The sequence below is a fragment of the Eubacterium multiforme genome, assembly GCF_030813415.1.
In the GTDB taxonomy this organism is placed as follows: Bacteria; Bacillota; Clostridia; order Clostridiales; family Clostridiaceae; genus Clostridium; species Clostridium multiforme.
In genome coordinates, this window is the sequence record NZ_JAUSUF010000004.1 from 123,191 (window position 1) to 148,015 (window position 24,825).

At 28.4% G+C, this 24,825-nt stretch carries 17 protein-coding genes; 15 read left to right on the forward strand and 2 right to left on the reverse strand.

Features of this window, described 5'->3' with window-relative positions:
- Window positions 1-61: 61 nt before the first annotated feature.
- Window positions 62-445, reverse strand: coding sequence for a hypothetical protein (locus tag J2S18_RS07970; RefSeq protein WP_307485456.1), 384 nt, complete (start codon window positions 443-445; stop codon window positions 62-64).
- A 160-nt stretch (window positions 446-605) separates the two neighbouring features.
- Between J2S18_RS07970 and J2S18_RS07975 the strand changes: the two genes are divergently transcribed.
- The 4 genes from J2S18_RS07975 to J2S18_RS07990 all read left to right on the forward strand — a co-directional run bounded on the left by J2S18_RS07975 (window position 606) and on the right by J2S18_RS07990 (window position 4,700).
- The gene (locus J2S18_RS07975; protein WP_307485457.1) at window positions 606-1,013 is read left to right on the forward strand and encodes a DUF6762 family protein; all 408 of its coding nucleotides are present in this window, start codon (window positions 606-608) and stop codon (window positions 1,011-1,013) included.
- Between the two features lie 145 nt (window positions 1,014-1,158).
- Window positions 1,159-2,955 (forward strand): oligoendopeptidase F, encoded by a 1,797-nt coding sequence (gene pepF / locus J2S18_RS07980; RefSeq protein WP_307485460.1) that lies wholly within the window; start codon window positions 1,159-1,161, stop codon window positions 2,953-2,955.
- A gap of 135 nt (window positions 2,956-3,090) precedes the next feature.
- Window positions 3,091-4,068, forward strand: coding sequence for a rhomboid family intramembrane serine protease (locus J2S18_RS07985; RefSeq protein ID WP_307485462.1), 978 nt, complete (start codon window positions 3,091-3,093; stop codon window positions 4,066-4,068).
- 23 nt (window positions 4,069-4,091) lie between these two features.
- Entirely contained in the window at window positions 4,092-4,700 is a 609-nt protein-coding gene (locus J2S18_RS07990; RefSeq protein ID WP_307485464.1) for a DUF2238 domain-containing protein, read from the forward strand.
- Between the two features lie 63 nt (window positions 4,701-4,763).
- Here the strand turns inward: J2S18_RS07990 and uvsE are convergent, their stop codons facing one another.
- The gene (gene uvsE, locus J2S18_RS07995; RefSeq protein ID WP_307485467.1) at window positions 4,764-6,002 is read right to left on the reverse strand and encodes a UV DNA damage repair endonuclease UvsE; all 1,239 of its coding nucleotides are present in this window, start codon (window positions 6,000-6,002) and stop codon (window positions 4,764-4,766) included.
- A 234-nt stretch (window positions 6,003-6,236) separates the two neighbouring features.
- Between uvsE and gdhA the strand changes: the two genes are divergently transcribed.
- From gdhA to nifJ, 11 genes are all read left to right on the forward strand, one after another.
- Complete coding sequence (gene gdhA, locus J2S18_RS08000) at window positions 6,237-7,583, forward strand: NADP-specific glutamate dehydrogenase (RefSeq protein ID WP_307485469.1); 1,347 nt, start codon at window positions 6,237-6,239, stop codon at window positions 7,581-7,583.
- Between the two features lie 231 nt (window positions 7,584-7,814).
- On the forward strand, window positions 7,815-9,203 hold the full coding sequence (locus J2S18_RS08005) for a glycosyltransferase family 2 protein (RefSeq protein ID WP_307485472.1): 1,389 nt from the start codon (window positions 7,815-7,817) through the stop codon (window positions 9,201-9,203).
- Between the two features lie 179 nt (window positions 9,204-9,382).
- The gene (locus tag J2S18_RS08010; protein WP_307485473.1) at window positions 9,383-10,549 is read left to right on the forward strand and encodes an iron-containing alcohol dehydrogenase; all 1,167 of its coding nucleotides are present in this window, start codon (window positions 9,383-9,385) and stop codon (window positions 10,547-10,549) included.
- Between the two features lie 305 nt (window positions 10,550-10,854).
- Window positions 10,855-11,343 (forward strand): thiol peroxidase, encoded by a 489-nt coding sequence (gene tpx / locus J2S18_RS08015; protein ID WP_307485630.1) that lies wholly within the window; start codon window positions 10,855-10,857, stop codon window positions 11,341-11,343.
- 127 nt (window positions 11,344-11,470) lie between these two features.
- Entirely contained in the window at window positions 11,471-12,505 is a 1,035-nt protein-coding gene (gene mnmH / locus J2S18_RS08020) for a tRNA 2-selenouridine(34) synthase MnmH (RefSeq protein WP_307485476.1), read from the forward strand.
- 13 nt (window positions 12,506-12,518) lie between these two features.
- The gene (locus tag J2S18_RS08025) at window positions 12,519-14,468 is read left to right on the forward strand and encodes a DNA gyrase/topoisomerase IV subunit B (protein WP_307485480.1); all 1,950 of its coding nucleotides are present in this window, start codon (window positions 12,519-12,521) and stop codon (window positions 14,466-14,468) included.
- 27 nt (window positions 14,469-14,495) lie between these two features.
- Window positions 14,496-17,405: a DNA topoisomerase IV subunit A gene (locus J2S18_RS08030; protein ID WP_307485483.1), complete on the forward strand. Its 2,910-nt coding sequence runs from the start codon at window positions 14,496-14,498 to the stop codon at window positions 17,403-17,405.
- A 15-nt stretch (window positions 17,406-17,420) separates the two neighbouring features.
- On the forward strand, window positions 17,421-17,969 hold the full coding sequence (locus J2S18_RS08035; protein ID WP_307485485.1) for a DJ-1 family glyoxalase III: 549 nt from the start codon (window positions 17,421-17,423) through the stop codon (window positions 17,967-17,969).
- 17 nt (window positions 17,970-17,986) lie between these two features.
- On the forward strand, window positions 17,987-19,753 hold the full coding sequence (gene recJ / locus J2S18_RS08040) for a single-stranded-DNA-specific exonuclease RecJ (RefSeq protein WP_307485487.1): 1,767 nt from the start codon (window positions 17,987-17,989) through the stop codon (window positions 19,751-19,753).
- A gap of 91 nt (window positions 19,754-19,844) precedes the next feature.
- Window positions 19,845-20,924 carry an undecaprenyldiphospho-muramoylpentapeptide beta-N-acetylglucosaminyltransferase gene (murG, locus tag J2S18_RS08045; RefSeq protein WP_307485489.1) on the forward strand — a complete coding sequence of 360 codons (1,080 nt, stop codon included), beginning with the start codon at window positions 19,845-19,847 and terminating at the stop codon, window positions 20,922-20,924.
- 313 nt (window positions 20,925-21,237) lie between these two features.
- Entirely contained in the window at window positions 21,238-24,750 is a 3,513-nt protein-coding gene (nifJ, locus tag J2S18_RS08050; protein WP_307485491.1) for a pyruvate:ferredoxin (flavodoxin) oxidoreductase, read from the forward strand.
- The last annotated feature ends 75 nt before the right edge of the window (window positions 24,751-24,825 follow it).

The following is a 24,825-nucleotide window of genomic DNA, read 5'->3' on the forward strand; positions in this document are numbered from 1 at the left end:
CCTAAAAATATTTACCCCTTATTATACACTTTTGTGCAAATGATTTGCAAGATTAATTAATTTATTTTAATATATAAGAATTATCTAATTTCCAAATGTTATTTTTTTTACTTAAATGACATTCGATTTTTTGAGAAGCATGAGGTTTTTCTTTTGTTAGTCCAAAGGCTTCAACTACTGCAAAGGAACCATCAGAAAATTTAAGTTCCATATTTTGAACTCTTAAAAATGCATTATCTACATTAGTAGTCATAAGATATTCAACAGCTGTAGATATATCTTTGCATTTGAAATAAGTAAAGATTTTTTTTGCTGCAAATGCAGTTATTAATATTAATAAGGAAATAACACATAAGGATATTCTTCTTCTTTTTCTTTGTTTAATTTTAAAACTTTCTTTTCTAGTAAGTTTTTTATTAAGAGATTTATTTATATTATTACCCAAAAAAATCACTCCTTAAAATTTTTTATAATAAAATATTACCATATTTTACCATAAAGTAAAATAAAAATAATATTTGGCAATAATATTTCATAAAATGGTACCTATGGTTTATAATAATAACAAATAGTAACTTAAAGACAGTTTAGGAAGGAAGATTAATATGGATTTTTCAAGTTTAGTTTTAATGGAAAAAGATAAAGATACAGGATTTATTTCAAAGGAATTAGGAAGCTTTAGCGTAGATGAGGGAGCTTTATTTGTTAAAAAGTTTTATGTGGAAGATGGAGTAGTTAATGTATACTTTGATACAAATAAAGATGTTTTAGAATGGGAGTATTCAGCAATATTTGATTTATTTAATGAAGATGCCTTTAAAGAAAAGGGATATGTAGTTGAAGAAGATTTAGAGGAATATAATCCAACATTTATTTTAAAATTTGATTATTTAGATGATCATAATTTAATGCAAGAAAAGGTTAACGAAATAATTTCATTAATAAAAGTAGAAATGGAAAATGTATTTAAAAATATAGAAGGAAAAGAAGAGGAATATAAGGAAGAAGTTTAGAACATATTAATAGGTGAGTATTTTATTTATTATAAGTTTTAAACTTAAATATGATTTTTTTATGGCAAGGGTATAAGGTTTTTAATTAAAGTATATAGGTATTAAAGATATACATATTATATAAAAATTAAAAGGAGGATAAAAAATGGCTGAAAACACATTAAAAAACAGAAGTGACATTAAAGAAGAGGACAAATGGAAAATTGAAAAAATTTATTCATCAAAAGAAGACTGGGAAAAAGATTTTAATAAGTTAAAGGAAGAAGCACCAGTTCTTAAAAATTTTATGGGTAAACTTAATGAGCCAAAGGTTATTTTAGAATATTTAAAGGAATCAGAAAAAATTTCACGTTCATTAGAAAATCTTTTCATATATGCTCATTTAAAAAGTGATGAAGATACAGGAAATAATGAAAATCAGGCTAGAATGAGTAAAATAGATGCATATATGGCAGAAGTATCAAGTTATTCTGCATATTTTGTACCTGAAATATTAGAACTTGGAGAAGAGTATATAAATAAAGCTATGGAAGAGGTTCCAGAACTTAAAGCTTATAAATTTACTTTTGATAATATATTAAAGGAAAAGGATCACGTATTAACTAAAGATATGGAAGAGTTAATGGCACAGGTTTCAGACTGCTTAGAAGGTCCAGCTTCAATTTATAGTATTCTTAGTAATGCAGATATGACTTTCCCAAAAATAAAAAATGAAAAGGGAGAATTAGTTGAACTTACAGAAGGTAATTATTCAGCATTTATAAAATCTAAAGATAGAAAAGTTAGAGAAGAGGCTTTTAAAGCTTTATTTGGAACATATCACAAATTAAGAAATACCTTTTCAACAACATTAAGTTCATCAATTAAGAATTTTTCCTTTGATGCAAAGGTTAGAAAATATAAATCTTGTTTAGAGGCATCTCTTAAACCAAATAATATTCCAGTTGAGGTTTATAAAGAAGCTGTAAATACAATAGATAATAATTTATCAGCTCTTCATAGATATGTTTCATTAAAGAAGAGAATGCTTGGATTAGATGAAATTCATATGTATGATTTATATGTGCCTGTAGTTGAAATTCCAAAGGAACATATAGAGTTTGATGAAGGAGTAAAAATTGTACTTGAAGGACTAAAGCCATTAGGAGAAGAATACCTTAACATATTTAAAGAAGGAATAAAGGCTGGTTGGATAGATAAGTATGAAAATAAAGGCAAAAAAGGTGGAGCTTATTCTTGGGGTTCTTACGATACAATGCCTTATGTTTTATTAAATTATAATTATGAGTTAAATGATGTATCCACATTAGCTCATGAAATGGGACACTCAATTCATAGTTATTATTCAAATAAAAATCAACCATATTTTTATGCAGGTTATACATTATTCTGTGCAGAAGTTGCTTCAACAACAAATGAAGCATTACTTATTCACTATTTAATAGATAAAGAAACTGACAAAAATAGAAAGCTATATTTAATAAATCAAGAACTTGAGCAAATAAGAACAACAGTATTTAGACAATTAATGTTTGCAGAGTTTGAATTATATACTCATGAAAATATAGAAAGTGGAAATCCACTTACAGCATCTGATTATTCAAAGAAATGGCATGAATTAAATGAGAAGTATTTTGGCAGTGATATAGTAATAGATGAAGAAATAGATATGGAGTGGGCAAGAATTCCACACTTCTATTCAGATTTTTATGTTTATCAATATGCTACTGGATATGCAGCTGCATCAGCCTTTGCAAATTCAATATTAAATAAAGAAGAAAATGCTGTAGATAAGTATAAATCATTCTTAAAGAGTGGTGGAAGTGATTATCCAATAAACATATTAAAACATGCAGGTGTTGATATGACAACTTCTAAACCACTTGAAGCAACAATTAATAGATTTAATGAATTGTTAGATATGTTAGAAGAAACATTATAATAATTATAGAAAGAGATTTAGTATTCTAAAGTAATTTAGGATATTAAATTTCTTTTTTATTTAATAGTATTTTCTTTGAAAAGATTAATCCTATATTTTATAATGTACTTAAACATAAAATTTACTGGAGGATATATGAATAATTTTAATGAGAGGTTTTTTGGTTTTCTTTCAAATAGTCAAGGATTTTATATGAAGCAGTATTTTAGTAAATTCCATAATGAAGAAAGATGGATTGCTATTAAAGATTTAGAAGATGGAATATATGCTGTAATAATATCAAAGGACTCAGAAGAAGACATTGATTTTCAAGAGGGATTTCAATATTTAAACACTTTAGGAAAAAGATTTTTATTAAATAGTATAGTACTCACAAATGGAGATTATATAAAGGGAAATGATAATTATAGAAGTAGACTTGTTTATAATATAAAACTAGATAAAGTTATACATTGTGATGAACCCTGCAAGCCATTAATGGAATGTTTAGAGATAATGGATGAAAAGAATAGTTCTTTAGATAACAATTATAGTTTTAAAAATATAATTAAAGAAAGTCCAGTAACTATTACATTAATAGCTATAAATATTATTGTATTTATAATAACTGCCATAATGTCAGGTAGCATAATGGATATTAATACAATGGTTTTAGTTGAATGTGGAGCTAAAGTAAATTATTTAATAAATCAAGGACAGATATGGAGACTTATTACCTGTGCCTTTTTACATGGTGGACTTATACATATAGCACTTAATATGTATTCATTGTTTATTGTAGGAACAGTAGTTGAAAAAATATATGGATGGAAAAAGTATTTAGGAATATATTTTTTCTCTAGTATAACATCAAGTCTTTTAGGATATCTTTTAGGACCCCAAATGATTTCAATAGGTGCATCAGGAGCTATTTTTGGAGTTTTAGGAGCATTTTTATGGTTTGCAATAAAAGAAAAGGAAAACCTTCAAAAAGGCGTTTTAGGAAATATAGTAGCAGTTATAGTATTAAACCTTTTTATAGGATTGACATCATCTAATATTGATAATCTAGGTCATATAGGAGGATTTATAGGAGGACTTATACTTTCTGTAATGCTATATAAAAAAAGATAAATTTTCATCGGAGGAATGGATGTATGGAAAGAAAGATGACTTATGATAGAGTTGTAACTTATTTATTTTTAGTTGTATTAGCTATTACAACAGTTTGGGATATTATTTATAGAGGAGGAGAGAAGATTCCTAGAATAATATTAATTCTTGTAACTCTTATAATACTAAAATTAATATTCAAACATACATTTTTAAGAAAATCAAAGGTAATGTATGTAGCAATAGAAGTTTTTATATTTTTCTCAATGTATCTAGCAAATGTATTAAATTTTTATGCTATAGAGTGGTATGATAAGGTACTGCATTTTGCATCAGGTTTTTTAATAGGAATTATAGGTTTTGTTATATATACGTATTTATTTGGTGGAAAAAATAATAAAGGTATAAAACCTATGGCAATGGTTATATTCACAATAATGTTTTGTATAGCTTGTGCAGGTGCATGGGAAATATGGGAGTTTACAACAGATAGTTTATTTGGATTAACTGCTCAAAATGGGCTAGAAGATACAATGTATGATATAATATTTGGAACATTAGGAGGAATTCTTATGACAATTCCTATATATAGATATTCAAAAGGAAATAAAAATAGATTATTAGACAAAATAATAAGTGAAATTGAAGAGTAAAATATTATAAAAAGCACTTAATGTAATATATAAGCATTAAGTGCTTTTTCTTTTATAATAATATTAATTATAAAAATAATACATTGAAATCATATCTTTAATATCCTTTTTAAGAATAATTTTATGTAAATAAGATTTACATTGTGTAAACTTTTCAGCCTTAAAAAGTTTGCTAAAATGATTTTTTTCGCTACTATTAAGAAAATTTTCTAAGTCAAAATAAACATTTTTAAGAGTTTTAATATAACTTTTATCATTAGGAATTTTATATATAAAGGGATCAATAAATTTATAAAATTCAATGAGTCCTTTATTATTTAAAATATCCTCTGCTCTTTCAAAAATATTATTACCTTTTTCCTTTAAATAATATTTATAAGATAATAATTCACTTGATTTATCATTTAAAGGTAGTGAATTGTTAAGTTCTTTTAAGGAATTAATACATTTAATAGCAGAAAAATCTTTATCCTTAACTTCCGTCATAATATCTATATTTAAATCTTTAATAGAATGAATATAATCTAAAAATCCACTGCAATTTATAGTTTGAGAGTGAGAACCCTTCTTTTTTAGTTTGTTTTGCTCACTAAAATGAACTTTTACTATACCATCTTCTTCTTTCCAAGTATGGTTAATTAAATTTAATATAGAGTAGTTGTTAGAGGGAAGCCTTTCATAGCAAGTATAATGAAGATTATCATAAATAATTGGAATTGAACATTTTTCACTAATATAAAGTAAATCATTAATTCCATAATTTTTTTCATCATTTTCAATTACCAGTCTATTTTTTACATTATTTGAAAGGCTGTTGTAATTACAAATAAAATTATTTATAGCTGTAGTTTTATTTTTATATATTCCACCTATATGAAGAATTATTTTAGATGATGAGTCTAAATTTAAGCTGTCTAAAAACAAGCAATGATAATTTAAATCCATTATGGACTTAGATACAGTGTGAGGATTTATACTATTTATAACTGTGTACTGACCGGGATGCATAGAAACTCTTATAGAATTATCTTTTATTAATTTTCCAATTTTATTTAAATCATCTTTAAAATATTTACTCCAATTAAAATTATTAATTGTATGGCTTCCAAAAGGAATTATATCAGAACTTATTCTAAATAATAGTATGCTTTTAGATATATTATATTCTAATATTTTTATAAGGTCTTTTAGATTTAAATCTATACAATTAACTAAATTTTCTTCTGAATAATTTTTTAATGTAAAAGTTCTAGTAGTCCTATTATTAATTTTTAGTGGTGTACATGCATATCCTATTTTCATATTTTATCTCCTAAGTATATTTAATATTAGTTTTGCAAAAAATTATTTTAACAATACATAAAATAAAAAGATTATTTAACTTTTCTACTTATTTAGATAACTATTTAAGTTTAAGGGATTAATTTTTAAAGAGTTAGCAAAAATATAAAAAAATGACAAATATAATAGTAAAATGAACTAGAAAGTTGTATTATATAATTAAATTAGCAATTAATTATAAAGGGGCGTTAAATTATGAATGGAAAAAAATATGTTGAAGATGTATTAGAAAAAGTAAAGGCAAGAAATTTAGGAGAAAATGAATTTATAGATGCAGTAACAGAGGTTTTAAATTCTTTAATACCAGTATTTGATAAAAATCCAAAGTTTATAGAAGCAGGACTTTTAGAGAGAATAGTTGAACCTGAGAGACAAATATTTTTTAGAGTACCTTGGGTTGATGATAAAGGGAAGGTTCAAGTTAATAGAGGCTTTAGAATTCAATTTAATAGTGCTATAGGACCTTATAAAGGTGGACTTAGATTTCATCCATCAGTTAACCAAAGTATTATAAAATTTCTAGGATTTGAACAAATATTTAAAAATTCTCTTACAGGTTTACCTATAGGCGGAGGTAAAGGTGGTTCTGATTTTGATCCTAAGGGAAAATCAGATAATGAAGTAATGAGATTTTGTCAAAGCTTTATGGCAGAACTTTGCAAGCATATAGGAAGTGATATAGATGTTCCAGCTGGCGATATTGGGGTAGGCGCTAGAGAAATAGGATACATGTATGGATATTATAAAAAATTAAGAAATACAAGCGAACAAGGTGTTTTAACTGGAAAAGGATTAACTTATGGAGGTAGTCTTGGAAGAAAAGAAGCTACTGGATATGGTTTAGTATTTTTTACAGAAGAAATGCTTAAGGATAATGGAACTAGCTTTAAAGGAAAGAAAGTTGTTATATCAGGATCAGGAAATGTTGCAATATATGCAGCAGAAAAAGCAACTGAACTTGGAGGAAAAGTTGTTGCACTTAGTGATTCAAATGGATATATATATGATGAAAATGGAATTGATTTAAATATAGTAAAAGATATAAAGGAAGTTAAAAGAGGCAGAATAAAAGAATATTTACAATATGTAAATGGTGCTAAATATGAAGAAGGTTTTAAAAATATATGGAAGATTAAATGTGACATAGCTCTTCCATGTGCAACTCAAGGAGAAATAGATAAAGAATCAGCTAAAATTCTTATAGATAATGGTGTTATAGCTGTATCAGAGGGAGCAAATATGCCTTCAACTCTTGAAGCTATTTCAGTATTTAAAGAAAATAATATTATGTTTGGACCTGCAAAGGCAGCAAATGCAGGGGGAGTTGCTTGTTCAGCACTTGAAATGTCACAAAATAGCATGAGATTATCTTGGAGTGAAGATGAAGTTTTAGGAAAACTTAAAGATATAATGGTTAAGATATATAAAAATTCAAGTGAATCTGCAAAGGAATATGGAGAAGAAGGAAATATTTTAATGGGAGCAAACATTGCAGGATTTTTAAAAGTTGCAGATGCAATGATGGCTCAAGGTATAGTTTAGATTCTAGCATTAAAGAGTGGGCTTAAAATTAAGTCTACTCTTTAATATACTTTATATAAAATTTTAAACAAAATATTACTTATATGAAGTGATTTAGAAATTCTTAAATATTTTTAATTTTTATATACTTGATTTTTAACTGCTATTGAATTATATTTAAAAGGACGTACTTTTAGAGAAAATAGAAAATAAATGGGGAAGAATTTCCATTTGTCATTAGGAGTGAATTTAATGGGAAACTTAATTTATGCCGTAACAGCAGCGTTTCAATTTTTCGTATTTTTTATAACTATGTATTATTTAATACTAGGTTTCTTCGGATTATATAGAAAAAAAGAAAAGAAAAATTATACGCCAGTTAAAAAGTTTGCAATGATTGTAGCTGCTCATAATGAAGAGGTAGTTATAGGTAAACTTATTGAGAGCATGGCAAAACTTAATTATCCAAAGGAATTATACGATGTTTTCGTAATAGCAGATAATTGTACTGATAAAACTGCGGAAATATCAAGAAGTTATGGAGTGAATGTTTTTGAACGTTCTAACAAAGACAAAAGAGGGAAAGGTTATGCCCTTGAGTGGATGTTCGGTAAACTTTTTGAAATGGATAAAAAATATGATGCAATATGCATATTTGATGCAGATAATTTAGTACATGAAGATTTCTTAAAGGAAATAAATTCAAAGATGCTAGAGGGATATAAAGTTGTACAAGGATATATAGATAGTAAAAATCCAAATGATTCTTGGATTGCAACATCTTATTCAATAGCATTCTGGTCACAAAATAGAATGTTCCAATTAGCTAGAAGCAATGTGGGATTTTCTAATCAATTAGGTGGAACAGGTTTTGCAATTGATACAACAATGCTACAAGAATTAGGATGGGGTGCAACTTGCCTTACAGAAGATTTAGAGTTTACATGTAAACTTGTAGCCAATGGAGAAAAAGTTGGTTGGGCACATGATGCTAGAATATTTGATGAAAAGCCACTAACTTTAAAACAATCTTGGTCACAAAGAAAAAGATGGATGCAAGGATTTACAGATGTTGCATCAAGATATTTCTTTAAACTATTAAAGGCATCAATAAAACAAAGAAAATGGTATATGTTTGATTGTGCTTTATATGTAATGCAGCCTTTTGTAACATTATTACTTGGTGCATCAGCACTTTTAACTTTAATTCAAGGTAATTTTGGAACTTCAGATATATTTGTACTAAGTAACGCCTTCAGTAATGTAGGGTGGAAAGTATTTATTATATGTCAATTCTTAATTACTCCATTAGTATTAAAGCTAGAAAAGAAAGTTTCTACTGGATTCTTTGCAATAATATTTATATATTCTATGAATGTATTTATATTACCAGTACTAGCAGACAAGATAAATACTGATTATGGTTTTTGGTTAGTAACAGCTGCATTTAATCTAATAATGTTATTAGTAACATTTATAGCATTAGGTAAAAGTGGAACTTTACTATTTATAAGATTCTTATTATATGGATTATATACAGTAACTTGGATTCCAATTACAATTCAAGGTATATTAAATAAAAATAATAAAGAATGGAGTCACACTAAACACGTAAGAAATGTTGAAATATGTGATTTGTAATATTTAAGGATTTAAGACTAGTTTTAGTCTTAAATCCTTTTTTGCTTTTAAAAAATATATAAGAATTTAATAATAAAAAATTATTTTTTTGTATAAATTAGAATGATTGATAATAAATAATTTAAAGGTGTATACTTAAATTAAGGTATAAAATTAAGGAAATATTAGGAGGGAGTTATATGGAAAATTTTGATTATTCAATTAAAACAGAAATTTATTTTGGAAAAGGACAAATAAGTAAATTAGGAGAGGTTTTATTAAAATATGGTAAGAAAGCTTTACTAGTTTATGGTGGAGGAAGCATTAAGAAAATTGGATTATATGATAATATAAAAAATATTTTAAAAGAAAATAATATAGAATGTATAGAACTTAGTGGAGTTGATCCAAATCCAAGAATTGAATCTGTAAGGGAAGGGGTTAAGCTTGTTAGAGAAAATAATATTGATATTATTCTGCCAGTTGGTGGAGGAAGTACAATAGATTGTGCAAAGGCAATATCAGGAGCAAGTTTTTATGAGGGCGATCCTTGGGAAATAGTAAAAGATCCTTCAAAAATAAAGAAGGTACTTCCTATAGTAACAGTATTAACATTATCAGCAACAGGTTCAGAAATGGATCCCTTTGCAGTAATATCAAATATGAATACAAATGAAAAACTTGGATTAGGTAATGAAATGTTAAGACCTAAGGCATCAATATTAGATCCAGAATACACTTATTCAGTACCTAAAAATCAAACAGCAGCAGGAACAGCAGATATAATGAGCCATATTTTTGAAGTTTACTTTAGCAGAACAAAGGATGCATATGTTTCAGATAAAATGGCAGAAGGCCTTTTAAAAACTTGTATAAAATATGGAGAAATAGCTTATAATGATCCTGAAAATTATGAAGCAAGAGCAAATTTAATGTGGGCATCAAGTCTAGCTATAAATGGAATACTTTCCTGTGGTAAAACAGGGGCATGGACAGTTCATCCTATAGAGCATGAATTAAGTGCTTTTTATTATATAACTCATGGAGTTGGTCTTGCTATATTAACACCTCATTGGATGAAATATGTTTTAAATGAAGATACATTAGAAAAGTTCTATGAATTTGGTATTAATGTTTGGGATATAGATAAAAACTTAGATAAAAAAGAAGTTGCTAATTTAGCAATAGAAAAAACTAGTGAGTATTTTAAAAAGCTTGGTATTCCACAAAGATTAAGAGATCTTGGTATAGATGATTCAAAATTTAAAGTTATGGCTGATAAAGCTGTTAAATGTGGAGGATTAGAAAATGGATATCTTCCATTAAAAAGTGATGATGTAGTTAAAATATTTGAAGCTTCATTATAAAATTAATAAAAAAATATTTTAGCTAAGTTTAAAAGGTAGCAGAAAAATTCTGCTGCCTTTTTTGTAATTCAAATAATAATTGTATTTTAAAATTTAATTGAAAAATAATATTAATTTAAAATATGATCTAAAAAATAAATTAATTATAATTAATTTGGATACTATAATAGTAAGTTAATAAAATGTTCAAATATAATCTATTGAAAATAATTTTAAAAAGTATAAAATATAATTATCAAAAGATAAATATTAGTAATAGAAAATAATTATCGTTAATAAATATATTTTAAATTTAAGGAGTGAATATTATGATTACAATGAATGGTGAAAAGGTAACAATTAGAGGAAGCGAAGTAAGAGTTGGAGAAGATGCTCCAGACTTTGTTGTATATAATACTGAATTAAAACCAGTTACATTAAAGGATACAGAAGGTAAGAGAGTATTTTTAACAGTACCATCATTAGATACACCAGTATGTGATATGGAAGTTAAAAGATTTAATAAGGAAGCTACAAAGCTTGGAGATACAACTATATATGTAATTTCAGTTGATTTACCATTTGCACAAGCAAGATGGTGTGGAGCTGAAGATGTAGATAATGTAATTACTTTATCAGATTATAAAGACAGAAGTTTTGGAGGAAATTACGGAGTATATATAGAAGAAGTTGGTTTCTTAGCTAGAGCAGTATTTGTTGTAGATGAAAACAATAAAGTAATCTATGTAGAATATTGTAAGGATATTAGTGATCAACCTGACTATGATAAAGTTTTAGAAGTTTTAAAAAAGTAGTATAAATATTACTATAAAAAATAGTTAGAAAAAAATCGTACAAACATATGTACGATTTTTTTCTTTTTTAATTTTGATAAAATGTGATAGAATAGAATGGTTAATAAATTATATAGAGGTCTTAAATATGTTTAATATAGTAGAATATGAAGAAATAGAAAAAGATAAAGATTGCATTTTAATTGATGTTAGAACGCCAAAGGAATTTAATGAAGCAACTATAGAAGGTGCTATAAATATACCAGTACTTTTAGATGATGAAAGAGAAATTGTTGGAACATTATATGTAAAAGAAAGTGTTGAGAAAGCTAAAAGTAAAGGAATAGAGTTTATTTCTAAAAGGCTTCCAGAAATATTTGATAGAATACAAGATATGTATGATCCAAAAAATAAAAAAATAGTTCTCTTTTGCGCAAGGGGTGGAATGAGAAGTGGAAGTTTACATTCTCTTTTATATTCTCTAGGTCTTAGAGTTTATAAATTAAGAGGTGGTTATAAAGCTTACAGAAAATATATAAATGAAAATCTTGAAAAGGTAAATAAAGATGTTAAATATATAGTTTTACATGGAAAAACAGGTATTGGAAAAACTGAATATTTAAAAACTTTAAAAGAAAGAGGTTTTGATATACTAGATTTAGAAGGAGCTGCAAATCATAGAGGTTCTCTTTTAGGAAGTGTATCCCTTGGAAATGCTAATAGTCAAAAAAAGTTTGAAACTAAAATTTTTGAAGAACTTAAAAATAGAAAAAGTAATGTTGTATTTGTAGAAGGAGAAAGTAAAAGAATAGGGAATATAATAATTCCAGGATATATTTTTGACTCTATGAATAAAGGAATTAATATTTATATTGAAGATTCTATTGAAAATAGAAGCAAAATATTAATAAAAGAATACATAAAAGGTAAGGATAGTGTTAAAGAACTAATTACTTGTATAGAAAACCTTAAAAGATATTTAAATAGTGATAGAGTAGAAGAATATAAAACTCTTTTAGAAAAGGGTGATTATAAAACTGTTTGTGAAGAGCTTATGGTTAAATATTATGATCCATTATATTCTAATAGTTTTAAAATAAATAATTTTTGTGAGAAAATAATAAACAAAGATAGAGAAGAAACAATTAATAAATTAATAGATATTTATAACAAAAATGCTTAAGGTGGAGGTAAAAATGGTAAAAGAAAGTAATGCATCATATAATGTTACGGATTTAACATCCTTAGAAAAATTAGAACCGGTAAGAATAAGACCTGGTATGTACATAGGTTCTACAGGAAGTAAGGGCCTACACCATTGTGTTTGGGAAATTCTTGATAACTCAATTGATGAAATTTCAAATGGGTATGGTACAAAGGCTACTGTTATATTAAATAAGGATAAAAGTGTAACAATAATTGATGATGGAAGAGGTATTCCAACAGGAATTCACCCTATAAAGAAAAAAAGTGGAGTAGAGATGGTATATACAGAACTTCACACAGGAGGAAAGTTTAATAATAAAAATTATAAAACTTCTGGAGGACTTCATGGAGTTGGAGCAGCTGTTGTAAATGCTTTATCAAAGTGGGTAGAAGTTTATGTTAACCAAAATGGTAAAACTTATAGACAAAGATTTGAATATGCCTATGATAAAGAACTTAAAAAGAATATGCCAGGAACTCCTGTAACTCCCCTTGAAGTAGTAGGAAAATCTAAAGAGACAGGAACTAAAGTAACATTTCTTCCTGATAAAGAAATATTTTCAACAACTGAATTTAAATTTGATATTATAGATGAAAGACTTCAAGAGTTAGCATTCCAAAATAAAGGAATGAGACTTGAACTTATTGATAATAGAAAAGAAGAAGAGGTTAAAAAGGAATATTATTCAGAGAGAGGTCTTTTAGACTTTATAGAATATTTAAATGAAAGTAAAATACCTTTACATAAAGATCCTATTTTATTTGATGGAGAAAAGGAATTATCAGGAGTTACAATGATTGGTGAAGTTTGTATGCAATTTACAGATTCAACTACTGATAATATTGCAAGTTATGTAAATAATATTCCAACAACAGAAGCTGGAACTCATGAAACTGGATTTAAAACAGGAATGACAAGAGCCTTTAAGGAATGGTCAAGAAAACTTGGACTTGTAAAAGAAAAGGATAAGGAATTTGAAGGTGATGACTTAAGAGAAGGAATGACTGCAATAGTTAGAATTAGAATTTCAAATCCTGTTTTTGAAGGACAAACAAAAACTAAGCTTGGAAATAATGAAGCTTACACTATGATGAATGAACTTGCATATACTAAACTTTCAGAATGGATAGAAGATAATAAAGATTTAGCAAGTAAGATTATAAATAATGCCTTATCTGCAGCACAAAGAAGAGAAAAAATAAAAAAGATAAATGAAGCTGAAAAGAAAAAGATAGGAAAAGGTGCAGCGCCACTTGCAGGAAAGGTAGCAGTTTGTACTGGAAGAGATAGAAGCTACAATGAATTTATTGTAGTTGAGGGAGATTCAGCTGGTGGTTCAGTAAAGCAGGCAAGAGATAGAAGATTTCAAAGTATAATGCCTTCAAAGGGTAAAATAATGAATACTGAGAAGCAAAAACTTGAAAATGTACTAGCTTCAGAGGAACTTAAAATATTTAATACAGCAGTTGGTACAGGAACTTTAGATAATTATAGTGAAGAAGATTTAAAATACAATAAAATAATAATAATGAGTGATGCTGACGTAGATGGTTATCATATAAGAACTTTATGGATGACTTACATTTATAGATATATGAGACCTCTTATAGCAAATGGACATTTATATTTAGCACAGCCACCTCTTTATAAAGTTTATAAAAAGGTTAAGGGAAAAGAAATAAGTAATTATGCATATAGTGATGAACAATTAGAAGAAGTTAAGAAAAAAATAGGAAAAGGTGCATTAATACAAAGATATAAGGGACTTGGAGAGATGAATCCAGATCAATTATGGGATACTACTTTAAATCCAGAAAGTAGAACATTACTTCAAGTTACAATAGAAGATGCAGCAAAGGCAGAAAAGATGGTATCCCTTCTTATGGGAGACATTGTTGAACCTAGAAGAAAATATATGTATAAATACGGAGAATTTTAAAAAGATAAGAATGGAGTAATTAAGGTTATGGCGAAGAAAGTTAATAATATACCAGTGGATAAAAATATAATAAGAGTTCCACTAGAGGAAGCAATGCCAGATAATTATCTTCCTTATGCAATTGAAGTTGCAAAGGATAGGGCACTTCCAGATGTAAGAGATGGATTAAAACCAGTTCATAGAAGAATACTTTATGGAGCCTATCTTTTAAAAGCTTTTCCAGATAGGCCTTATTATAAATCAGCAAGAATAGTTGGAGATATTTTAGGTAAATTTCACCCACATGGTGATACATCAGTTTATGATGCTATGGTAATTTTAGCCCAAAAGTTTTCAACTAGAGAACCTCTTATAGATGGACACGGAAACTGGGGTTCTATGGATGGTGATGGAGCAGCAGCAATGAGATATACAGAGGCAAGACTTGCTCCAATTGCTATGGAAATGATTAGAGATATTGATAAAGATACTGTTGATATGGTACCTAACTATTCAGATAGTGAAATGGAACCTACAGTACTTCCAAGTAGATATCCAAATCTTTTAGTAAATGGAACCTTTGGTATTGCAGTTGGTCTTGCAACTAATATACCACCTCATAATTTAGGAGAGGTTACAGAGGGAGTTTTAGCATATATTGATAATCCAGAAATAACTACAGAAGGATTAATGGAATATATAAAAGGACCAGACCTTCCAACAGGGGGAGTTCTTATAGGAAAAAACTCCTTAAAGTCTGCTTATGAATTTGGAGAAGGAAAGGTTTCTTATAGAGCTAAAACTAATATAGAAACTTTAGAAAATGGAAGGCTTGGAATTGTAATTACTGAATTCCCTTATAGAAGAAATAAATCAAAACTTCTTCAAACTATATCAGAGATGACAGCAGATAAAAGACATGCAAAAGTTTTAGAAGGAATAACAGATATAAGGGATGAATCAGATAGAAATGGAATAAGAGCTGTTATTGAATTTAAAAAATCTTGCAATAATAAAGAGGTAGAAAAAGTTTTAAAATATTTATTTAAGAAAACAGAACTTCAATGTAACTTAAGTTTTAATATGGTAGCATTAGCAGATGGTAAGCCAGAGACTATGGGACTTAAAACTATAATAATGCACTATGTTAATCATCAAAAGGATATAGTAACTAGAAGAACAAAGAGAGAACTTGAAATTGCAAAGAAAAGATTCCATATTGTTGAAGGCTTTATAAAAGCAATAGATATTATGGATGATGTTATAAAAACAATTAGAGCATCAAAATCAAAAAAAGATGCATCAGATAATTTAATTAGTAACTTTGGATTTACAGAAATTCAAGCAGGTGCAATTCTAGAGCTTATGCTTTATAGACTTACAGGTCTTGAAATTAAAGTATTCCAAAAAGAATACAATGAACTTAAAAAGCAAATTAAAGCTTTAGAAAAAATATTATCACAGGAAAAAGAGCTTTTAAAGGTAATTAAAAAAGAACTTTCAGAAGTAACTGAAAAGTATAGAAATCCTAGAAGAACAAGCATAATAGAAGATGATAGTGAAGCTAAGATTGATATTGAAGAACTTATAGTTGTTGAAGATGTTATGGTTACATTATCAAATGATGGATTTATAAAGAGAATTCCAACTAAAAATTATGTTAGATCAAACCAAGATGCTAATGCCATTGAATATAGAGAAGGAGATTCTCTTAAATTCCTATTTGAATCAAATACTAGAGATAATATTTTAATTTTCACTGATAAAGGAAATATGTATCAGTTAAAGGGAATAAATATTCCAGAAGGTAAATGGAAGGACAAAGGGGAAAGAATAGATACATTAATTAAAACATTAAACTTAGATGAAGAAAATATTATTAATGTTATGTCAGTAACAACTCTACACCCTAATAAGTATCTTCAATTCATTACAGATAAAGGAATAATTAAGAAGAGTTCTTTAGATAAATTTAAAACTTCATATAGTAGAATACAGGCTATAAAACTAAAGGATAATGAAAAAGTAATAAATGTTATATTATTAAACCAAGATGAAAATAAAGATTTCCTAAAAATAAAAACAAAGTTAGGTTTAGAATTTAATTTAGAAATACCAGAAATTTTAGATACTCCAAGAAATATAATGGGTACACAATTATTTACTATAACAGATATGGATGAAATTACAGAGTGTGAGTATGTAGATAATTTAGAATATAAGGAATTTGCCCTTGGGGCAACAGCTAAAAATACTTTAAAGGCGTTTTCAAGAGTTTCTAAAAATGATGATTTAAAAACTCATACAGATACATTAAGTGATATTTTATTATTTACTGATAAGGGAAATGTAATTAAAATAAAAGCATTCTTATTAGAAGGTGTAATTAAAAATGATATTAAAATAGAAAATATTGTTGATGGATTAATGAAAGATGAGAAAATAATAAAAATTACATCTTTAAAAAATTATGAAGAAAATTTAGCAGTATATGTAATTACTAAAAGTGGTTTAATAAAGAAAACAATTTTAAAGGAATTTTCTAATGATTTTGCATTAACTCAATATTACAAATTAAAATTTAAAGATGATAAAATAATATCAGTAGAATTAAATGAAATAAATAGTGGCGAAATAGTAATAATAACTAAAAAGGGAATGGGAATCCGCTTTTTAGCTTCTAATATAAATCCAATGGGAAAAGTAGCTTCAGGAGTTACTGGAATAAGTCTAAAAGAAGATGATGAAGTTATTTATGGAAAATATATAGAAAAAAATAATGAAAATGAAATAGCAATAACATCTGAAAGTGATAAAATGTTTATATTGACATCATTAAAGAAAAATATAGAAAAAGTTAAAGTTACTACTATTAAACTTCAAAATAGAGCTGGTAGAGGTACTGACTTAATGATGGTTTCATTAGATGATGAAGTAAGTGATGTACAATATAATTAGAAAGGAAGAGATTTTATGAAAAAAGTTGCAGTATTATTAGCAGAGGGCTTTGAAGAAATTGAGGCATTAACAGTGGTGGATGTTTTAAGAAGAGCAGAAATACATTGTGATTTAGTTTCAATTAACAGAAAAGAAGTGTTAGGAGCTCATAATATAAAGGTTAGTTCAGACATTTTAATAGATGACATTAAAGATGTAGATATGGTAGTTTTACCAGGAGGAATGCCAGGGGCTACAAATTTAAGAGATAATAAAAAAGTTATAAAATTAATACAAGAACTTATTAAAAATAATAAGAAGGTAGGAGCAATATGTGCAGCACCTATTGTTCTTGCAAAGGCAGGAGTTATAGAAGGAGAAGATATAACTTCATATCCAGGTTTTGAAGAGGAACTTAAAGGTGCAAACTATAAAGAAGATGCAGTTGTTGTAAGTAATAATATAATAACAAGTAGAGGTCCTGCAACAGCTTTAGAATTTGCATATACAATAGTTAAAGAATTAAATCCTACAAAAGAAATAGATGTTAGAGATGGAATGCTATACTATATGATAAAAAAGTAAATAGAAGGGTGAATTAAATGAAAGAGAAGTGGCTTGTAAGAAATAAAAAAGATGAGTTTCAAAGTTTAGCTAAAGATATGGATGAAAATAGTCTTATATTAAGATTGTTAGCAAACAGAGGAATTTCTGATAAAAAGTCTGCTTCTCTTTTTCTAAAGGGCACAGTAGCTGATATGCATGATAGTTTTTTAATGAAAGATTTAAAACTTGGTGTAGATATCATAAAAGATGCAATTGAAAAGGGGAAGAAGATAGTTATATATGGGGACTACGATTGTGATGGGGTTTGTAGTACTGCTATTTTATATAAAGGATTAAAAAGACTTAATGCTAATTTTGAGTATCATATTCCAAATAGGGAAAGTGAAGGATATGGTATGAATTCAGAGAGAATAAAGATTTTAAAAGAAGAAGGAGCAGAAATACTTTTAACCTGTGATAACGGAATATCAGCGTTTGAGGAAGTAGAGTATGCAAAAAGTCTTGGACTTACTGTTATAATAACTGATCATCATGATATTCCTTATATTGAAGAAGAGGGTGTAAGAAAAAAGGCATTTCCTAAAGGGGATGCAGTTATAAATCCTAAAAGAGAAGACTGCAAATATCCATTTAAAAGTCTTTGTGGTGCAGGAGTTGCCTTTAAATTTATTCAAGGTTTATATAAAGAATTTAATATTAACAATGAAGAAAGTCTAAATTTGTTAGAATATGCTGCTATTGCAACTGTTTGTGATGTAGTTGAACTATTAGATGAAAATAGAATAATAGTAAAAAAGGGTTTAGAACTTATAAATAATACAAAAACTAAAGGATTAAAAGAACTTATAAATGTTAAAAATTTAAAAGATAAGAAAATATCCGAATATCATTTTGGCTTTGTACTAGGACCATGTATTAATGCAACTGGAAGACTTGAGATTGCAGATATATCAGTAGAACTTTTAATTACAGAAGATGAAGAAAAAGCTAAAGAACTTGCAATTAGATTAAATGAGCTTAATGAAAAAAGACAAGAGTTAACAATGGATAGCACTGAAAAAGTAATAGAAAAGGTAGAAAGTACTTTAAAGCCTAATGAAAAAGTTATTTTAGTATATCAGGAAGATATTCATGAAAGTATTGCAGGTATAGTTGCAGGTCGTGTAAGGGAAAAATATAATTTACCAACTATAGTTATGACTAAAGGAAGCGAAATGCCAAAGGGTTCTGGAAGATCCATTGAAGAATATAATATGTTTTTTGAGTTATCAAAGTGCAAAAATCTTATGGAGAAGTTTGGAGGTCATCCTATGGCAGCTGGACTTTCAATGAAGGAAGAAAACATACCTTTATTAAGGAAAGCTCTAAATGATAACTGCACATTAACTGATGAGGATGTAATTCCAAAAGTAATTATAGATGCAAAGCTATCTTTAGAATATATTGATTTTGATTTAGTTAATAAATTAAATGAAATGAAACCTTTTGGAAAGGGAAATGGAAGCCCTTTATTTGCAGTTAAAGATGTACTTGTAAAAAGAGTTATATTTATGGGTAAAGAAAAGAACTTTTTAAGATTTAAACTTCAAATGAAAGATGGCAAAACTATAGATGGAGTTAATTTTAATAAATATGATTATTTTAAAGAATTATTTTCTGAAAAATATGGAGAAGAAGAATTTATGAATTTACAGGATAGAGGATATTGTAATTTTAATATGGACATACTTTATTATCCTGAGATTAATGAGTTTAATGGAAAGCAAAATATACAACTATCTTTAAAAAGTTTTAGATTGTAATTAAAAAGAGGTTGTAATTTAAAATAAAGTATATATTATAAAAATGTATGATATGAAAAAGTTAAATAGAAATATTAAGGAGAGGATATTTTTGAGCAAATATAAAATAATAATGACTGGAGGGGGAACAGCAGGTCATGTTACTCCTAACTTAGCATTAGTTCCTTCATTAAAAGAAGATGGATTTGAAATAAAATACATAGGAAGTAAAGATGGAATAGAAAAAGAAATTATAACAAGCAATAACATTCCTTATTATGGAATATCATCAGGAAAATTAAGAAGATATTTTGATATAAAGAATTTTACAGATCCATTTAAGGTTTTAAAGGGGATTCATGAAGCAAAAAGAATATTATCAAAGGAAAAGCCAGATGTTATATTTTCTAAAGGTGGTTTTGTAACAGTTCCAGTTGTTATAGCAGCATCAATGAAAAAGATACCTGTAGTTTCTCATGAATCAGATATTACTCCAGGTCTTGCAAATAAGCTAGCTTCTCCTTTTTGTAGTAAACTATGTGTTACATTTAGGGAAAGTTTACAGTTTGTTAAAAACAATAAGGGAGTTTTGACAGGAAGTCCTATTAGAAAGGAAATTTTAACTGGTTCAAAACTTAAAGGAAAAGAAATATGTGGCTTTAATGATGATAAGGATGTAATTCTTATCATGGGGGGAAGTTTGGGGTCTAAAGTAATTAATGACGCCATAAGAAAGAATATATATAATATTCTGAAAAGTAATAATATTATCCATATCTGTGGGAAGGGTAATTTAGATGAAAGTTTGCAAAATATTGATGGATACAAACAATTTGAGTATGTAAGTGATGAACTTACTCATCTAATGCATGCAGCTGATTATATAATTTCAAGGGCAGGTGCTAACTCTATCTTTGAATTCCTAGCACTAAAAAAGCCAACTTTACTAATTCCACTTTCAAAAAATGCAAGTAGAGGAGATCAGATTTTAAATGCAAACTCCTTTAAAAAGGAAGGGTTTTCACTTGTAATGCAAGAAGAAGAACTTGAAAATGACGGAATTTTAAAAGGAATAAAAATGTTAAAAGAAAGTAAACAACAATTGATTAAAAATATGAATGAAAGTAAGATGAATGACGGTGTTAAAGAAATTATAAATGTGATAAAAAGTAGCATTCAAAGGAAAAATTAACTAGCATAAAATGCATAATAACAAATAAAAAATTTATATATATTAATTAAAGTTAACAACTTGCAAATTTAAAATTGTGTTATATAATAAAAGAGACGGCTTTTTTGTTAATAAAAGTATTTATTTATAAATAAACTATTAACAAGATATCTTATAAATTTTAGGTATTAAATAAAATTGTATTTTATGTTTTTCATGAGGATATAATTTTATTTTATATATAGAACATAGAAAACTTTCTCAGGTTTTTTATGATTAATAAAATTTAAAAATTTATATTTTTAGTTTTTATAATAGAAAGAGGGGTCACGCGATGAGAAAAATGAAAACTATGGATGGTAACACTGCTGCAGCTCATATATCTTACGCATTTACAGAAGTTACAGCGATCTATCCTATAACACCATCATCACCAATGGCTGAACATGTTGATGAATGGGCAGCACAAGGAAGAAAAAATATATTCGGTCAAACAGTTAAGATTATGGAAATGCAATCAGAAGGAGGAGCTGCTGGAGCAGTTCATGGATCATTACAAGCTGGTGCATTAACAACAACTTATACTGCATCACAAGGATTATTATTAATGATTCCTAACATGTACAAAATTGCAGGGGAATTACTTCCAGGAGTATTCCACGTATCAGCTAGATCATTAGCTACTTCAGCATTAAACATCTTTGGAGATCACCAAGACGTTATGGCTGCAAGACAAACTGGATTTGCAATGCTTGCAGAAGGATCAGTTCAAGAAGTAATGGATTTATCAGCTGTAGCTCATTTAGCAGCTATTAAGTCAAGAATTCCATTCTGTAACTTCTTTGATGGATTCAGAACTTCACACGAAATACAAAAGATTGAAGTTTTAGATCAAGAAGATTTAAAACCATTAGTTGATATGGAAGCTTTACAAGCATTCAGAGATAGAGCATTAAACCCAAGTCACCCAGTAACTAGAGGAACTGCTCAAAATCCAGATATCTACTTCCAAGAAAGAGAAGCTGTAAACAAATTCTACAATGCTGTACCAGACATTGTTGAAGGATACATGGCTGAAATCACAAAATTAACAGGAAGAGAATACCACTGCTTCGATTACTATGGTGCAAAAGATGCAGATAGAGTTATCGTTGCTATGGGATCATGCACAGATGTATGTGAAGAAACAGTTGATTACTTAAATGCAAACGGACAAAAAGTTGGTGTTGTTAAAGTAAGACTTTACAGACCATTTGATGTTGAAAGATTAAAGAAAGCTATTCCAGCTACAGTTAAGAAGATAGTTGTTTTAGATAAAACTAAAGAACCAGGAAGCAATGGAGAACCATTATACTTAGATGTTATGAGTGCATTTAATGGAGACAAGAATGCTCCTGTAATTATCGGTGGAAGATATGGACTAGGATCAAAGGATCCAAACCCAGGTCATATTGCTGCTGTATATGAAAACTTAGCTAAAGATGAACCAAAGAACGGATTTACTATAGGAATAGTTGATGACGTAACTAACACTTCATTAGAAGTTCATGAAGATATAGATGCAACTCCAGAAGGAACTACAGCTTGTAAGTTCTGGGGACTTGGATCAGATGGTACTGTTGGTGCTAACAAGAGTGCTATCAAAATTATCGGAGACCATACAGATATGTATGCCCAAGGATATTTCTCATATGACTCTAAAAAATCAGGTGGTATAACAGTATCACACTTAAGATTTGGTAAGAGACCAATCAAATCACCTTACTTAATAAACAAGGCTGATTTCGTTGCTTGTCACAACCAATCATATGTATATAAATACAATGTTTTAGAAGGATTAAAGAAGAATGGTACATTCTTATTAAATACTATCTGGAGCCCAGAAGAAGTAGAAGAACATTTACCAGCTTCATACAAGAGATATATAGCTGAAAACAACATTAAGTTCTACACTTTAAATGCTGTTAAGATAGCTCAAGATATCGGACTTGGTGGAAGAATCAACATGATAATGCAATCAGCATTCTTTAAATTAGCTAGCATTATTCCAGTAGAAGATGCTGTTAAGTACTTAAAAGAAGCAGTTGTAACTTCATACGGTAAGAAGGGACAAAAAGTTGTTGATATGAACAACGCTGCTATCGATAAGGGAATAGAATCAATAGTTGAAATAAATGTTCCAGAAACATGGAAAACAGCTAAGGACGAAGCTAAGGTAGAAGGAAGACAAAAACCTGAATTCGTTACTAAGATTGTTGAACCAATGAACAGACAAGAAGGATTTGACCTTCCAGTATCAGCATTTGATGGAATGGAAGATGGTACTTTTGAACAAGGAACAGCTGCTTTCGAAAAGAGAGGAATAGCTATAAATGTACCAGAATGGGATAAGGATAAATGTATTCAATGTAACCAATGTGCATATGTATGTCCACATGCTGTAATAAGACCATTCTTATTAAATGAAGAAGAAAAGAACAATGCTCCAGAAGGATTAAAATTAGTTGCTGCTAGAGCATTAAAGACTGAAGAGCCAATGAGCTACTCAATGTCAATAAGCCCACTTGATTGTACTGGATGTGGAAACTGTGCTCAAGTTTGTCCAGCACCAGGAAAGGCTTTAGTTATGAAGCCAGCTCACACTCAAGAAGCAGAAATTGCTAACTGGGATTATGTAACTCATGAAGTTTCAGCTAAGAAAAACCCAATGAACAAAAACACAGTTAAGGGTAGCCAATTCGAACAACCATTATTTGAGTTCTCAGGAGCTTGTGCTGGATGTGGAGAAACTCCATATGCTAAGCTTATAACTCAATTATTCGGAGACAGAATGATGATAGCTAACGCTACTGGATGTTCATCAATTTGGGGAGGATCAGCTCCTTCAACTCCATACACAACTAATCATAAAGGATTTGGACCAGCTTGGGCTAACTCATTATTTGAAGATAATGCTGAATTCGGATTAGGTATGTTCTTAGGAGCAAAAGCTATAAGAGAAAGATTAGTTGACAAAGCTAATGAAGCTATTGTTTCATTAGAAGAAGGAGAAGCTAAAGAAGCTCTTAAAGCTTGGGTTGAAAATGTTGAACTTGGAGAAGGAACTAGAGATAGAGCAGATAGAGTAGTAGCTGCTTTAGAAGGTTTAGATAACAACATTGCAAAAGAAATATTAAAAGAAAAAGACTTCTTAGTAAAACCATCACAATGGATATTTGGTGGAGACGGATGGTCATACGATATCGGATTCGGTGGAGTAGATCACGTACTTGCATCAGGAGAAGATGTAAACATATTTGTATTTGATACAGAAGTTTACTCAAATACTGGTGGTCAATCATCAAAGGCAACTCCAACAGCTGCAATAGCTAAATTTGCTGCTTCAGGTAAGAAGACTAAGAAGAAAGACCTTGGAATGATAGCAATGACTTACGGATATGTATATGTTGCACAAATTTCAATGGGAGCAGATAAGAACCAAACTCTTAAAGCTATAGCAGAAGCTGAAGCTTATCCAGGTCCATCATTAATAATCGCTTATGCTCCATGTATCAACCATGGTATAAGAATAGGAATGGGTAACAGCCAATTAGAAGCTAAGAAAGCAGTTGACTGCGGATATTGGGGAATGTACAGATACAATCCACAATTAAAGGGAACTGAAAAGAACCCATTTGTCTTAGATTCAAAAGAACCAACAGCTGACTTTAAGGAATTCTTAATGGGAGAAGTTAGATATGCTTCACTTGCTAAGGCATTCCCAGAAGCTGCAGATGCTTTATTTGAAAAGACTTATAATGATGCTATGGAAAGATTAGAAGGCTACAAAAAATTAGCTGGAAAATAATATAGTTCATTAAATATATTAAAACTCAGATGAGATTACTCATCTGAGTTTTTTTCTTTTTAATCTATATTAAAA